We start from the raw sequence: 13,599 nt of genomic DNA, 5'->3' as shown, positions 1-13,599 counted from the left end.
TTTAAACGGGTGAAATGCTCGGTGGCGTGCTGTGGAATCGGGTATCGACCCTGCTGAGCGGGCGCCGATCATGGCTACTGGCGCTGAGCATCGTGGTGTCGGCAGTGGGCTTCATGACGCTGACCGGTGCCAATGATGCTGCCGGCCAGTCCCCGCTGCTGCTCCCCCGGTCCGCGGAGTCGGCCCGGGCGAACGAGGCGCTGCGCCGGTTTCCCGACGCGGACCGGGCCCTGGCGATCCTGGTCATCACCCGAAACGACGGATCCCGACTCACGGCGGCCGACCTGGCCGGCGCCGGCGCGGCGCGCGATCGCATGCAGACGGGACCTGCCGTGCTGCCCGGCGCGCCCACCCCGGTAATCCGCGCCGCCGACGGAACGGCGGCGATCGCGACCGTCCCGCTGCGGGCCGATCTGTCCGGATTGGCGCTCACCGAGGCGGTCAAGGCCCTACGGGCCGCCGCGGCCCATGGTCTGCCGCCACAGCTGCTCGCGCACGTCACCGGGGGCCCGGCATTCGGCGCCGATATCGCCGATGCGTTCTCCGACGCCAACGTCACGCTGCTGGTGGTGACCGCCCTGGTCGTCGCGCTGCTGCTGGTGGCAACGTACCGCTCGCCGATCCTGTGGCTGGTGCCGCTGGCCGTGATCGGATTGGCCGATCGCGTGACCGGCGCGGTCGGCACCGCGGTCGCCGGGGCCACCGGCCTGACGTTCGACGGCGCCACCTCGGGCATCACCAGCGTGCTGGTGTTCGGGGCCGGCACCGATTACGCGCTGCTACTGATTTCGCGCTACCGAGAGGAACTGCGCCGCCACGACGATCATCGCGCGGCGCTGGCCGCGGCGGTGCGCGCCGCCGGTCCCGCGATCGTCGCCAGCAACGCCACCGTGGTGTTGGCGCTGCTCACGCTGCTGCTGGCGGTGATTCCGAGCACCCGAAGCCTGGGTGTGTGTGCGGCGTGTGGACTGGTCGTCGCGGCGGTGTTCGTGCTCCTCGTGCTGCCCCCGCTGCTGGGGCTGTTCGGCCGGCGAGTGTTCTGGCCGTTCGTTCCCCGGGTCGGAGTCGCACCGCCCAGCGCGGGCGTTTGGCACCGTGTCGCGGCGGTCGTGGGTTCGCGTCCCGGCCCGGTCTGCGCCGTCGCCGTCGGCGTGCTGGCGTTGTCGGCAACCGGTTTGCTCGGTACGCGTATCGGGTTGTCGCAGACCGAGCAGTTCCGCGTTCGGGCCGACTCGGTGACGGGGTTCGACATCCTGGCGGCCCACTTCCCCGGCGGCGCCGCCGACCCGACCGTCGTCGTCGCCGCGACGGCGCGGGCGGCTCGGGTGCAGCAAGCGATCACGGCCACACCGGGGGTGGTGTCGGTGATCCCCATGGGGCAGTCGCCCGCCGGATTGACCCAGTGGTCGGTGGTGATCGACGCCGCGCCGGCATCGGCGGCCGCTTTCGAAACTGTTCGCGCTCTGCGTAGCTCAGTCTCATCGGTGGATTCCTCGGCACTGGTGGGGGGTTCGGATGCCCAGGCTCTCGACGTCCGCGATGCCGCCGCACGGGACCGGCTTGTGGTGGTCCCGGCGATTCTGGCCGTCGTGCTGCTGGTGCTCTACGCGTTGTTGCGCGCCGTGCTGGCTCCGCCGGTTCTGGTGGCCGCCAGCGTGCTCGGCGCACTGGCGGCGCTGGGCCTGGGCGGCTGGACCGGCATGCACGTGTTCGGTTTCCCGGCCCTGGACAACAGCACACCGCTGTTCGCGTTCTTGTTCCTGGTGGCTCTGGGTGTCGACTACACGATCTTCCTGGTCGCCCGCGCCCGTGAGGAAACCCCGCAGTACGGCACCCGTGACGGCATGGTGCGCGCGGTCGCGGCCACCGGGGCGGTGATCACCAGCGCGGGCATCGTGCTGGCCGCGGTGTTCTGCGTGCTCGGTGTGCTGCCGCTGATCGTGTTGACTCAGCTGGGCATCATCGTCGGCCTCGGTATCCTGCTGGACACCTTCGTGGTTCGCACGCTGGTGATACCTGCCCTGTTCGCGCTGATCGGGCCTGCAATCTGGTGGCCTACTGTGCGCCGATCCGCTGATAGCGGCGCAGCGCCTCGGCGCGCTCCGCGCCATGGTCGACGATCGGCTGCGGGTAGCCCGGCGGGCGCGGGCCCGTGGGCAGGTGGACCTCGTCGAGGCCGGCCAGCTCGGGAACCCAGCGCCGAACGTAATCACCCGAGGGATCGAACTTCTGGCCTTGAGTGGCCGGATTGAACACCCGGAAATACGGGGCCGCGTCCGTGCCGCTGCCCGCACACCACTGCCAGCCGTGCTGATTGCTGGCCAGGTCCCCGTCGACCAACTGCTCCAGAAACCACCGCGCGCCCCACTGCCAGGGCAGGTGCAGGTCTTTGACCAAGAACGACGCGGTGATCATCCGCACCCGGTTGTGCATGAAACCGGTTTCACGCAATTGGCGCATCCCCGCGTCGACGATCGGGAATCCGGTTTCACCGGCCTTCCACGCCGCGAACAACCGCTCGGCCTCGGGCCCGGTCTCGATCTGGATCGCGTCGAAATCACGGTTCCAGTTCGACCAGGCACTGTGCGGCCAGTGGTACAACACGGTCGCGTAGAAGTCACGGAAAGCCAACTCGCGCAGGAACGCTCGCGGCCCGGCTCCACGCAGATCCAAGTCGGCCACCATGGTGCGCGGATGAATGGTGCCGAACTTCAGATGGGCCGACATCCGGCTGGTGCCGTCAAGGTCGGGGCGGTTGCGGTCCTCGGCGTAGTGCTCCAGCCTGTCCCGGACGAACTCACGCCATCGGCTCAGCGCGGCGTCCTCGCCGGCCGGCAGGTCCAATGACACACCCGGATCGGGGATCTCGGCCGGCTCGACCGCCGCGCAGAGTTGTTGCGGATCAAGCCAGCGCACCGTGTCGGGACCGGATCGCGCGGGCGCCCGCCATCCCGCGTCGCGCCATGCCCGCATGAACGGCGTAAACACCTTGTACGGGCTCCCATCGCTTTTCGTCACCCGGCCGGGCGAGACCAGGTACGGGGAGCCCGTCGCCACCAACGGCACCTCGCCCAATGCCGCGCCCACCCGCTCGTCGCGGCGCCGGCCGAACGGGGCGAAATCCTCCGAGACGTGCACCGAGGATGCTCCGATTTCCCTGGCGATCAACGGAATACGTTCCTCTGGCCGCCCACGTGTGATTAACAACCGGCCGTCGAGGCGCTCCCGCAGCTGACGCAACGAGTCACCGAGAAACTGCATCCGGCGTCGGGCCGGCGACGCCTCCAGGCGCGGATCGAGCACAAAACAGGCGAGCACCTCGTCACCGTCCGATGCGGCAGCCAGCAGCGACGGCAGATCCCGCAACCGAAGGTCTCGTCGAAACCACAGCAGGGCAACCACCAGCCCATCCTGCATCGGCAGCGGCCCGGCAGGTCAGCGAGCCGCCTTCTTCCGCTCGATGTCGGCCAGCGCGGCCGCCAGCTCGGCCCGCTGCGCTGCCGAGGTCTCCCAGGCCAGCTGACGGTTCTTGACCACCTTGGCCGGCGCGCCGACCGCGATCGAGTAGTCCGGAATGTCGCCCCGCACCACCGCGTGCGAGCCCAGTACGCAACCCCGCCCGATGGTGGTGCCGCGCAGCACCGTCACCTTCGCTCCGACCCAGGTGTCGGGCCCGATGCGCACCGGACTCTTGACGATGCCCTGGTCTTTGATCGGGATCGTGACATCGTCGATGCGGTGGTCGAAATCACAGACGTAGCACCAGTCGGCCATCAGCACCGAATCGCCGATCTCGATGTCGAGGTAGGTGTTGATGACGTTGTCCCGGCCGAGCACCACCTTGTCGCCGAACCGCAGCGAGCCCTCGTGGGCGCGGATCGTGTTCTTGTCCCCGATGTGCACCCAGCGACCGATCTCCAGCCGGGCGAGCTCCGGAGTCGCGTGGATCTCCACGTCCTTGCCGAGGAACACCATGCCGCGGGTGATGATGTGCGGATTGGCCAGCTTGAACTTCAGCAGCCGCCAGTAGCGCACCAGGTACCACGGAGTGTAGGCCCGGTTGGCCAGCACCCACTTCAGCGATGCCAGCGTGAGGAACTTGGCCTGGCGCGGGTCGCGCAGCAGCGAGCCCCGCCACCGCCGATGCAGCGGTGCGCCCCACATGGTCGTCATGGCCGCACAGCTTAGCCTGACCACGAGGAGATCCCGTAGCGCGATGAACCCGCCGCACCGGTTACGCTGGGCTGTGCCGCTCCCCCTGTTGCCGTCCGGTGCAACGGTTGTCGTGCGGCGCGCCGCGGCCGCTGCGGCAGCGTTGTTGACCGTCGCCTCCGGTGGCTGCCAGAACACGGACTCGTGGGTCAAAGCCGCGCCTGCGCCGGGATGGCCGGCACCGTACGGCGATGCCGCCAACAGCAGCTACACCGCGACGGCCGGCGCGACCGCGTTGACGCTGCGCTGGACCCGTTCGGTGCAGGGCAATCTGGGATCCGCGGCGGCCCTGTCCGGCCGCGGCTGGCTGGCACTGAACGCGCGCACCCCGAACGGCTGTTCGCTGATGGAGTGGGAAAACGCCGACAGCGGCCGGCAGCGCTGGTGCGTCCGGCTGGTACAGGGCGGCGACTTCGCCGGGCCGTTGTTCGACGGTTTCGACAACCTCTACGTCGGCCAGCCCGGCACGATCCTGTCGTTTCCGCCCACCCAGTGGACCCGCTGGCGGGCGGCGGTGATCGGGATGCCCGCCACGCCGCGCATTCTGGACAAAGGCCAACTGCTCGTGGTCACCCACCTGGGCCAGGTGCTGGTGTTCGACGCGCACCGCGGCACCGTCGTGGGCAGTGCCGTGGACCTGGTCGACGGCGTCGATCCGACCGATTCGACGCGTGGCCTGTCCGATTGCGCGCCGGCCGGACCGGACTGCCCGGTCGCGGCCGCGCCGGCGTTTTCCGCCGCCAGCGGCATGGTGGTGCTGGGTCTGTGGCGACCGGGCACGCCGGCGGCAGTGGTGGTCGGGCTCAAATACCATCCGGGCCAGAGCGCGTTGCTCACCACTGAGTGGACCAGCGACGCCGTCGCCGCCGGGGTGCTCGCCAGCCCGGTCCTGTCCGCCGACGGGTCGACCGTCTACGTCAACGGCCGCGACGAACGGCTGTGGGCATTGCATGCCGCCGACGGGAAACCGAAATGGTCGGTGCCGCTGAAGTTCTTGGCGCAAACGCCGCCGACCGTCACCCCCGGCGGCCTGATCGTGTCCGGCGGCGGGCCAGACACCCAACTGGTCGCGTTCAACGACGCCGGCGACCACGCCGACCAGGTGTGGCGCCGCGACGACGTCACCCCGCTGTCCACGTCGAGCCTGGCCGGTCGCGTAGGCTACACCGTCGTACGCGGGGAGCCCACGATGTCGCTGCTGGTCTTCGATCCGGGCGACGGCCACACCCTGGGCAGCTATCCGCTCCCCGACGCCGGCGGATACCCGGTCGGGGTGTCGATAGGCGCCGATCGCGGTGTCGTCACGGCCACCAGTGACGGCCAGGTCTACAGCTTCGCGCCGCAGTAGGCGCCGCTACAGCGCCAACGGCGGGATGGCGTTGCGCGGGACACTCGCCACCGCCGGACCGGCGGGCAACGGCAGCAGTTCGCCCGGGGCGAAGTAGAAGATCAGGTCGGTGTCGGTGATGGCGAAGTTCTGATAGTGCGACGGGTCCAGGCCGGCCCCCGGCAGGATCGCACCACCCAGCCCGTTCTGCCGGCTCACGTCGCGCTGAACGAGCGGGTAGATCGCGTTCAGCGGTTTGCTGCCGGGCGCAAACAGGGTGTCGAACGTGATCGGCTCACGCCGGTCGAGGTTGTAGTTGAACGACTTGTAGGAGGTCGACGGACGGGGGCCGCCGAGGTCTTCGAAGACCTTGAGCACCACGCTGCGGGTGCCGTGCGGGGGTTGCCCGGAATGTTGCTGCTCGGAAGTCACCTCCATCTGGTAGGGCGTCTCGCGGGGACCCGACGTCGCCGCGACGTTGACGAAGCCGTCCCGATTCTGGGCCAGATAATCGGTGAGCGCCTGCTCGTCGGGGTAGTCGATCGGGAAGGTCATGTCCAGCATGTAGGTGGTGTTGCCGGCCTGCACGTGGCACATCTGCCCGGGTTCGACCGTGCCGCCCATGCCGGTGCAGGGATCGGCGGCGGTAACCGCCCGGCCCGGCAACACCGCCGCGGCTCCGGCCGCCAACAGTGTGGCCAGGATTGAGGTGCGCATGTTCCACCGGTCCTCGTGAGGTAAGAAAAACGGCGGAAACGCCGCGTCGACAGCCTACCCGGGTCCCCATCGCGCCGGGTGGCAAACGAACGCCGTCGCTGTGCCGGCCCGCCGGGGCCCGACGCGGGTGAGGATGACCGCCAGCGGCCGATCCCCGCGCAGCCGCAGCCGGCGCCGCAGGGCATCGGGGTCGGCGTCCACCCCGCGCACCAGGATCTCCAGCGCGCCGCAGCTCAACGCGGCCAGGGCCAACCGTAACCGCCGCTCGTCGAACCGCAGCTGGGCGAGAACCTCGAAACCCCGCACTCCCGGCGGCAGCCGATCCCCGGACAGGTAGGCGATGTTCGGGTCGAGTTGCCAGAGCCCGTGCCGGGCCCCGTACTGGCGCACCAGACCGGCGCGCACCACCGCGCCGTCGGGCTCGACGATCCACCGCCCGGCGGGCCGGGTGGGACAGTCGTCCGGCTCGGCGTCGGTGATCTGCTCACCGCTGTCGAGGACCGTGGCGCGGCGGCGTACCCCGGGCTCGGCCACCTCGGCCGACCACAGGCAGGCCTCCCGCACCGAGCCGCCGTACGATGTCACCTCGATCTCGTCGTCGAATCCCAGCCGCCGGACCTGGTCGAAATCGATGCCGGGCGCGCACTTGACCACAAGCGGCCGTCCCCGGTAGACGTCGAGCAATTCGGCCAGGGCGGGACGGTACTCATGCAGGCGGAACCGCCGCCGCCCGTGGCGGCGGCGCGCGGGGTCGGCGACGACGGTGGTGGTGCGGGTCACCGGGTGCAGTGCGTCGGCGCGCACCAACTCGGTGTTGGCGCCCAGGTTGTGCCGCGCCATCGCCAGCCGGACCGGGTCGACGTCACTACCCACGGTTCGGGCCGCCACGCCGCGCAGCGCGGCCAGTTCGGTGCCGATCGAGCAGGTGACGTCGTGCACGATCCGGCCGGCCAGCCGCTGCGCCCGGTGCCGGGCCACCGGCGCGGCACTGGCCTGTTGCAGCGCCTCGTCGGTGAACAGCCACTCTCCGCTGCCGGGTAGTTTGGCGGCCGCGCGTCGCCGCAGCAGCACCGTTTCCACCAGCGCCGGAGTGCGCTCGCCGAAGCGGGACCGCAGCCAGGCGATGTCGGCGACCCGGTCGGTCAGCGCCAGGCTGTCCACGACGGCCAGCGCCGCAGATCCCGTCTTTGACGTCAGATACGCGACGTCGTCCAGACCGAAGTTCAGGACGGTTTGAGCCCGGTGATCATCACGTTGTAAAACCAGCCCTTGGGCACCACCCGGCGCCACAGGTTCTCGTCGACCCAGCTCAGCGTCTTCCAGCTGGTGAACGCGAACTTCGCCCAGCCCCAGCCCAGCCAGCCCGGCGGTACCGCGCACTCGAGAGTGCGCAGCGGCCACCCCAGCATGGCCGCGGTGAACTCGGCGGTGGCGGTGTGCACGGCGGCCGCGCCGGCGCGCGCCGCTATCCGTTCCAGCTCGGCGGGCGTGAACGTGTGCAGGTCGACGAGGGCCTCCAGCGCGGCCGCGCGCGAGGACTCGTCGAGCTCGGCCTGCGGGCGCCGCCAACCGCGCAGACCGGGCAATCTGGTCACGGTGGTGATGACCCGCCAGGTCAGCGTCGACAATGCCCTGGCGTAGCGGTCGCCGACGGTGGTCGGTTCGCCGGCGAACACGAAGCGGCCGCCGGGCCGCAGCACCCGCAGCACCTCCCGCAGCGCCAGTTGCACGTCGGGGATGTGGTGCAGCACGGCGTGACCCACCACCAGGTCGAAGGTGTCGTCGTCGTAGGGGATGCGTTCGGCGTCGGCGACCCGGCCGTCGATGTCGAGGCCCAGCGACCGGCCGTTGCGGGTGGCGACGTCGACCATGCCCGGTGACAGGTCGGTGACGGCGCCGCGCCGCGCCACCCCGGACTGGATCAGGTTGAGCAGGAAAAACCCGGTGCCGCAGCCCAATTCGAGGGCGTGGTCGTAGGGCAGCCGCCGGATCTCGGTAGCGGGGACGACGGCGTCGAAGCAGCCCCGCGCGTAGTCGACGCAGCGCTGGTCATAAGAGATCGACCACTTCTCGTCGTAGTTCTCGGCTTCCCAGTCGTGGTAGAGCACCTGGGCCAGCTTGCTGTCGTGCCGGGCCGCCTCGACCTGCTCAGCCGTCGCGCGCGGCCGCGGCGCGGGATCGGTACGCGTCATGGTGTCCGGCCCGCTCACAACGCCGCGAGGGATTCCAGGGCCGCCGTGCCCAGCTCGCCGGGCAGTAGTCCAGCCACTCCGGCCGCCGCCGGGAGCACGTCGGCCGGGTCGGTACCGGTCACGGTGCTCAGCGAGTCGCGCAGGGCGTTGACGATGTCGTCGATCACCGAGACGGGGAACTGCACGACCGCCGCGCCGACGTCGCCGACATTGGCCAACATCGCCTCCACGATGGTGGTCGGATCGCCGGTGAGGACGGCCTGCCAGATGTTGTAGGCCGCCAGTTGCGGCGCAACGAGCAGGTCGCGCACATCGACGAAGAGTTGCGTGGGCAACGACGCCGGCCCGATGGGCCGCCCGTCCCAGCTGACCAGGGTCCAACCGTCCTGGGGGCTGCCGTCGACCACGACGATACCGGTGTTGGGCAGCATGTCGGTGAGCGTGAGCAGCGGGTCAGGATTGTTGACGTTGAGCATCGTCCAGGTGCTGATCGCCTCCTGGCTGGAAAACGCCACATCGGTCGAGCTGCCCGTCGTGCTGGCGACGGTGTTGTCATAGATCGTTTGAACGGCAGCGCCGAAGCTCTCGTCGAACGCCGCCCCGTTGGGGTCGGTGGAGAACGGAATCGGCACGGCCAGCAGTCCGAGCGTCCACAGGAACGGCGCCGCCCCGTAGAGCAACCCCTCGAAAGTCCCGACGATCTCGGGCAGCGACACGGCGCCCAGCGAGCCGCCGTGAAAAAGGCTCTCCAACAGGCTGATGTCCGCGCCCTGGTAAATCCCGGCACCGATCTCGTTGAGCCCGGGCAATGTCTCCGGTCGCATATGCAGCGCCTCGGCCAGCGGCGCCGCGGTCTCCTGCGTGCGGATCAGCTCCGAGTCATACAGCCCGGCGTAGGGGGCTCCCGGCTGCAGCACCTCGGCGACGGCCTGCGCCTCTTGCTGGCCCAGCTCGGTGAGCTCGGGTCCGGGCACCTCCGTGCTGAGCAGGCCCTCGGCGTTGGCCAGCGATTGCCCGTGTCGCACGAAGTCCAGCGTGATCGACTCGACGTCGTCGGCCCACGCCGTCGCCGATCCGGCAAACAGCGGCACCGCCGCGGCCAGTGCGACCGCAGCGCAGCGGAACCGCTTGCCGGACAAGGCGGGCGTGACCTGGTGTGCGGGCAACATGGCATCTCCCGTCTGGCCTCGGCGGCACGGTGTGCGTCTCATCACCGTAGACGACGCGGTCAGGATTGGACGGCGCGACCCCGGCCCGCCGGCGCGGCGCTGAACACCGGCCCGTAACGGCCGCGGTCGGCGGCCGGCCGCTCGGCCGTGGTCGGCTCGAACACCTCGTCGACACTGGCCTTGGCCGCGGCCAGCGCTTGGCGGGGGGCGTCGACGAAGCGGCTCGCCCACGCCGCCGCGGCGTCGTAGACGTCGTCGGGGGCCACCATTTCGTCGATGACACCCAACGCCAGCGCCTCCTCGGCGCCGACGAAACGACCGCTGTAGAGCAGCTCCTTGGCCCGGCTGACTCCCACCGCCCGGGTCAGCCGGGCGATGCCTCCCGCGTCGGGGGTCACGCCGGCCGAAATCTCCGTTGCGCCGAACTTCGCGTTGTCGCCGCTGACCCGCCAGTCGGCGGCCAGCGCCAGACTCAGTCCGGCGCCCAGCGCGTATCCGGTGATTGCCGCGACGGTCGGTTTGGGGATCGCCGCCACCGCGTCGATGCCCTCGCGGCGCACCGCCACCCAGGTGTGCGCCTCGCCGAGAGTCAACGCCCGCAGCGCGCGCAGGTCGTCGCCGGCGGAGAAGATCTCCTGCCCGCCGAACAGTATCACCCCGGCGACCTCGGAGCAGGTCGCCAACTCCTTTGCCGCAGAGCTGATTTCGCGGTAGAACTGGCGGGTCAGCGCGTTGGCGGGCGGCCGCGACAGCACCAGGGTGCCCAGGCCCGGCCGCTGGGCGTCCAGGTGGACGCCGGCGAACTCTCTCAGCGCCATCGTCGACCCAGGGCTTGGTGGTAGCGGTCGGAGTCGAAGAACTCAATGCGCCAGTTGTCGCCGGTGAACGCCAGCTCGGGTTGCACCGCGACGATCTGACGCTCGATTCCCAGCACCTCGGCCACGGTGCGGCCCGCCAGCGAATCCAGCTGCGTCCAGGTCGGCGGCAGCAAAAAGGTCCGCCCCGCGGCGAAGTCGGCGAGGGCCGCCTCCGCCGTGACCCAGCCGGCGCCGTCGGATTCGGGGTTGTCCCCGTCGGCACACTGGCCCGCCGGCAACGCCGCGACGAAAAAGTACGTGTCATAGCGGCGCCGGCGTTCGGCCTCCGGGGTGACCCAGTTGGCCCACGGCCGCAGCAGATCGGCCCGCAGCACCAGGTTTTCCCGGCGCAGGAAATCGCCGAACGACAGCGTCCCGTCGGCCAATGCCTGCCGAGCCTGCCGGTACGGCGAGGCTTGCGTGAGGGTGCCGAGGATGCTGTCCGGGTCGTCGGCCGGTCCGGCGAAGAGCACTCCGGATTCCTCGAACGTCTCGCGTGCGGCCGCGCACACCAGCGCTTCGGCCAGGTCGGGTTCGATTCCGAACCGCCGGGCCCACCATGACGGCGGCGGGCCGACCCAGGCGATGCCGGCGTTGCGGTCGCGCTCGTCGACGCCGCCGCCGGGAAACACCGTCACTCCCGCGGCGAAATCCATGGCGGAGTGCCGGCGCATCAGAAACACCGCGATGCCGTCAGGGGTGTCGCGGACCAGCATCACGGTTGCCGCCGGCCGCGGGGTCAACGGGGTGAACCCCTCGCCGGTCTTGGTCATTGCTCCCTCCGGTGGGCGGCGCGGGTGCGGGTACGGCGGGCGAAGTACCGCCCGTCGATGACGTCCACGGCGATCGATTGGCCGAACGCCGCGGAGAGGTTGTCGGCGGTGAGCACGTCGGGCAGCAGCCCCGCCGCGACGACCTGACCCTCCGAGAGCAGCAGACCGTGGGTGAAGCCGGGCGGGATCTCCTCGACATGGTGAGTGACCAGGACCAGCGCCGGCGCGTCGGGGTCGGCGGCCAGATCGGTCAGCCGGGCCACCAGCTCCTCGCGGCCGCCCAGGTCCAGGCCGGCGGCGGGTTCGTCGAGCAGCAGCAGCTCGGGGTCGGTCATCAAGGCCCGGGCGATCAGCACCCGTTTGCGCTCCCCTTCCGACAGCGTGCCGTAGGTGCGCTCGGCCAGATGTTCGGCGCCGAGGCTTTCCAGCATGTCGATGGCACGGTGGTAGTCGATGTCCTCGTAGCGCTCCCGCCATCGGCCCAGCACCGCGTAACCGGCCGAGACGACCAGATCGCGTACCGTTTCGTCGCCGGGGACCCGATTGGCCAGCACCGACGAGCTCAAACCCACCCGGGCGCGCAGCTCGGCCATGTCGACCCGGCCCAGCCGCTCCCCGAGCACGAAGGCCACACCCGACGAGGGGTGCTCGGTGGCGGCGGCGATGCGCAGCAGCGACGTTTTGCCGGCGCCGTTGGGCCCGACGATCACCCAGCGTTCGTCGAGCTCGACCGTCCAGCTCAGCGGCCCGACCAGAACGCGCCCGTCACGGCGCAGCGAAACGTCGTGAAAGTCGATCAGCAGGTCCGGGTCGCCTGCTGCGGCTTCGGTTTCGGGCACCCGACCATCGTGCCGTACCCGCGCGCCCGAACGGCTGCGGGGTCGCCTCCAGAACCCCAGGTGCGGGTACCGCGACGGGGTCCCGGCTCGCCCGGGTCACTCGGGCGGGATCTCGACGCGGCGCAGGGTGCCGTCGATCGCGTCGGCAGCCTCGATCTCGGCCCGCGTGACACCGAGCAAGAACAGCACGGTGTCCAGGTACGGGTAGCTCAGTGAGGCGTCAGCAACTTCCCTCAGCGCCGGTTTGGCGTTGAAGGCCACCCCGAGGCCGGCCGTGGCCAGCATGTCGATGTCGTTGGCGCCGTCGCCGACGGCCACGGTCTGCTCCAGCGGCACCCCGGCCTGGTGGGCGAAGTCGCGCAGCGCCTTGGCTTTGCCGGCCCGGTCGATGATCGGGCCGACAACTCGCCCGGTGAGTTTGCCGTCGGCGATTTCCAGCTCGTTGGCGGCGACGAAATCCAGCATCAGCTCGCGCGCGAGCGGTTCGATCACCTGCCGAAAACCCCCCGACACCACCCCGATGTGAAAACCCAGTCGGCGCAGGGTGCGCAGCGTCGTTTGCGCCCCCGGGGTCAGTTCCAACTGACCGGCGACCTCGTCGAGCACTGCGACGGGAAGCCCGGCCAGCACGGCGACCCGCTGCTGCAGCGACTCGGCGAAGTCGATGTCCCCGCGCATCGCCGCGTCGGTGATGGCCGCGACGGCGTCGGCGACGCCCACCCGGGCGGCCAGCATCTCGATCACCTCGCCCTGGACCAACGTCGAATCGACGTCGAACACGATGAGCCGCTTGGCCCGCCGGGACAGGGTGTAGTCCTCGACCGCCACGTCCACGCCGGCGTCGGCGGCCACCCGGGTCAACGTGGAGTGCAGCCGGCCGCCGATCCCGGGCGGCACCGAGACCCGCAACTCCAGGCCGGTGACCGGATAGTCGGAGACGCCGCGGATGACGTCGATGTTGGCGCCCAGCGCGGCCACCTCCCGGGCCAACTTGCCGAAGGCCTCGGCCGTGATCGGCCGGCCCAGCATGATGATGGTGTGGGTCGACGGCTCGCGGATGATCGGCTGATCGTCACTGCGCTCGATCGTGACGTCCAGGCCGACCCGGTGGATGGCGGACTCGACGTCGTGCCGCAGCGACCGTCCCTCGGCGACTTCCGGTGCCGCCGCCACCAGCACGCCCAGGGTCAGCCGGCCGCGAATCACGACTTGTTCGACGTTGAGCAGCTCGACTTTATGGGCCGACAGCACTTCGAACAGCGCTGAGGTCACCCCCGGCCGGTCGACACCGGTGACGGTGATCAGCACCGACGCCTTGGGTGTCGTGTTCACGCGCGGCTCATCCGGGAACGGAGCCGCTATCGCCCATCAGGTGGCGGCGCCGACAGCTCGGGCGGTGTCGTCGCTCTCCAGGCTGTGCGACCGGCCGACGTGCGCTTCGGCGCGCAACCGGGGGACCATGTGGGGGTAGTGCAGCTCGAAGGCCGGGCGCTCGGAGCGGATGCGGGGCAGC

12 protein-coding genes and 1 pseudogene are annotated in these 13,599 nt (G+C 70.4%); 2 read left to right on the top strand and 11 right to left on the bottom strand.

What is annotated here, in order from left to right:
- Positions 1 to 14: 14 nt before the first annotated feature.
- Positions 15 to 2,060, top strand: a pseudogene (locus F6Q13_RS09135) (MMPL family transporter); the annotation flags it as partial.
- On the opposite strand, the gene F6Q13_RS09130 reads toward F6Q13_RS09135, so the two are convergent.
- Positions 2,056 to 3,402 (bottom strand): deoxyribodipyrimidine photo-lyase, encoded by a 1,347-nt coding sequence (locus F6Q13_RS09130; RefSeq protein WP_293055315.1) that lies wholly within the window; start codon positions 3,400 to 3,402, stop codon positions 2,056 to 2,058. The pseudogene F6Q13_RS09135 and the gene F6Q13_RS09130 sit on opposite strands and share 5 nt — an antisense overlap.
- 33 nt (positions 3,403 to 3,435) lie before the next feature.
- Positions 3,436 to 4,173 (bottom strand): acyltransferase, encoded by a 738-nt coding sequence (locus tag F6Q13_RS09125; RefSeq protein ID WP_293055313.1) that lies wholly within the window; start codon positions 4,171 to 4,173, stop codon positions 3,436 to 3,438.
- Between the two features lie 112 nt (positions 4,174 to 4,285).
- Between F6Q13_RS09125 and F6Q13_RS09120 the strand changes: the two genes are divergently transcribed.
- Positions 4,286 to 5,560, top strand: coding sequence for a PQQ-binding-like beta-propeller repeat protein (locus F6Q13_RS09120; RefSeq protein ID WP_293055311.1), 1,275 nt, complete (start codon positions 4,286 to 4,288; stop codon positions 5,558 to 5,560).
- 6 nt (positions 5,561 to 5,566) lie between these two features.
- Here F6Q13_RS09120 and F6Q13_RS09115 read toward each other — a convergent pair whose 3' ends face one another.
- The 9 genes from F6Q13_RS09115 to F6Q13_RS09075 form a co-directional block, all read right to left on the bottom strand.
- Positions 5,567 to 6,256, bottom strand: a complete 690-nt coding sequence (locus F6Q13_RS09115) for an esterase (RefSeq protein WP_293055309.1) — start codon at positions 6,254 to 6,256, stop codon at positions 5,567 to 5,569.
- Between the two features lie 54 nt (positions 6,257 to 6,310).
- Complete coding sequence (locus F6Q13_RS09110) at positions 6,311 to 7,522, bottom strand: class I SAM-dependent methyltransferase (RefSeq protein ID WP_293055371.1); 1,212 nt, start codon at positions 7,520 to 7,522, stop codon at positions 6,311 to 6,313.
- Entirely contained in the window at positions 7,480 to 8,448 is a 969-nt protein-coding gene (locus F6Q13_RS09105; protein WP_293055307.1) for a class I SAM-dependent methyltransferase, read from the bottom strand. The genes F6Q13_RS09110 and F6Q13_RS09105 overlap by 43 nt, the downstream gene beginning before the upstream one ends.
- A gap of 14 nt (positions 8,449 to 8,462) precedes the next feature.
- A complete protein-coding gene (locus tag F6Q13_RS09100; RefSeq protein WP_293055305.1) occupies positions 8,463 to 9,617 on the bottom strand; it encodes a histidine phosphatase family protein in 1,155 nt (384 codons plus the stop codon).
- A gap of 59 nt (positions 9,618 to 9,676) precedes the next feature.
- Positions 9,677 to 10,435: an enoyl-CoA hydratase gene (locus tag F6Q13_RS09095; RefSeq protein WP_293055303.1), complete on the bottom strand. Its 759-nt coding sequence runs from the start codon at positions 10,433 to 10,435 to the stop codon at positions 9,677 to 9,679.
- Positions 10,426 to 11,247, bottom strand: a complete 822-nt coding sequence (locus tag F6Q13_RS09090; RefSeq protein WP_293055302.1) for an NUDIX domain-containing protein — start codon at positions 11,245 to 11,247, stop codon at positions 10,426 to 10,428. The genes F6Q13_RS09095 and F6Q13_RS09090 overlap by 10 nt, the downstream gene beginning before the upstream one ends.
- Positions 11,244 to 12,086 (bottom strand): ABC transporter ATP-binding protein, encoded by an 843-nt coding sequence (locus tag F6Q13_RS09085; RefSeq protein WP_293055300.1) that lies wholly within the window; start codon positions 12,084 to 12,086, stop codon positions 11,244 to 11,246. The genes F6Q13_RS09090 and F6Q13_RS09085 overlap by 4 nt, the downstream gene beginning before the upstream one ends.
- 96 nt (positions 12,087 to 12,182) lie before the next feature.
- Positions 12,183 to 13,418, bottom strand: a complete 1,236-nt coding sequence (gene serB / locus F6Q13_RS09080; protein ID WP_293055298.1) for a phosphoserine phosphatase SerB — start codon at positions 13,416 to 13,418, stop codon at positions 12,183 to 12,185.
- A 36-nt stretch (positions 13,419 to 13,454) separates the two neighbouring features.
- Positions 13,455 to 13,599: hypothetical protein (locus F6Q13_RS09075; RefSeq protein WP_293055369.1), on the bottom strand; the 145-nt coding region annotated here is incomplete at its 5' end.

The organism is Mycobacterium sp., from assembly GCF_008709575.1.
Taxonomy (GTDB): domain Bacteria; phylum Actinomycetota; class Actinomycetes; order Mycobacteriales; family Mycobacteriaceae; genus Mycobacterium.
The sequence above is the reverse complement of the archived record's forward strand: the minus strand, read 5'-3'. Positions and strand labels throughout refer to the sequence as shown.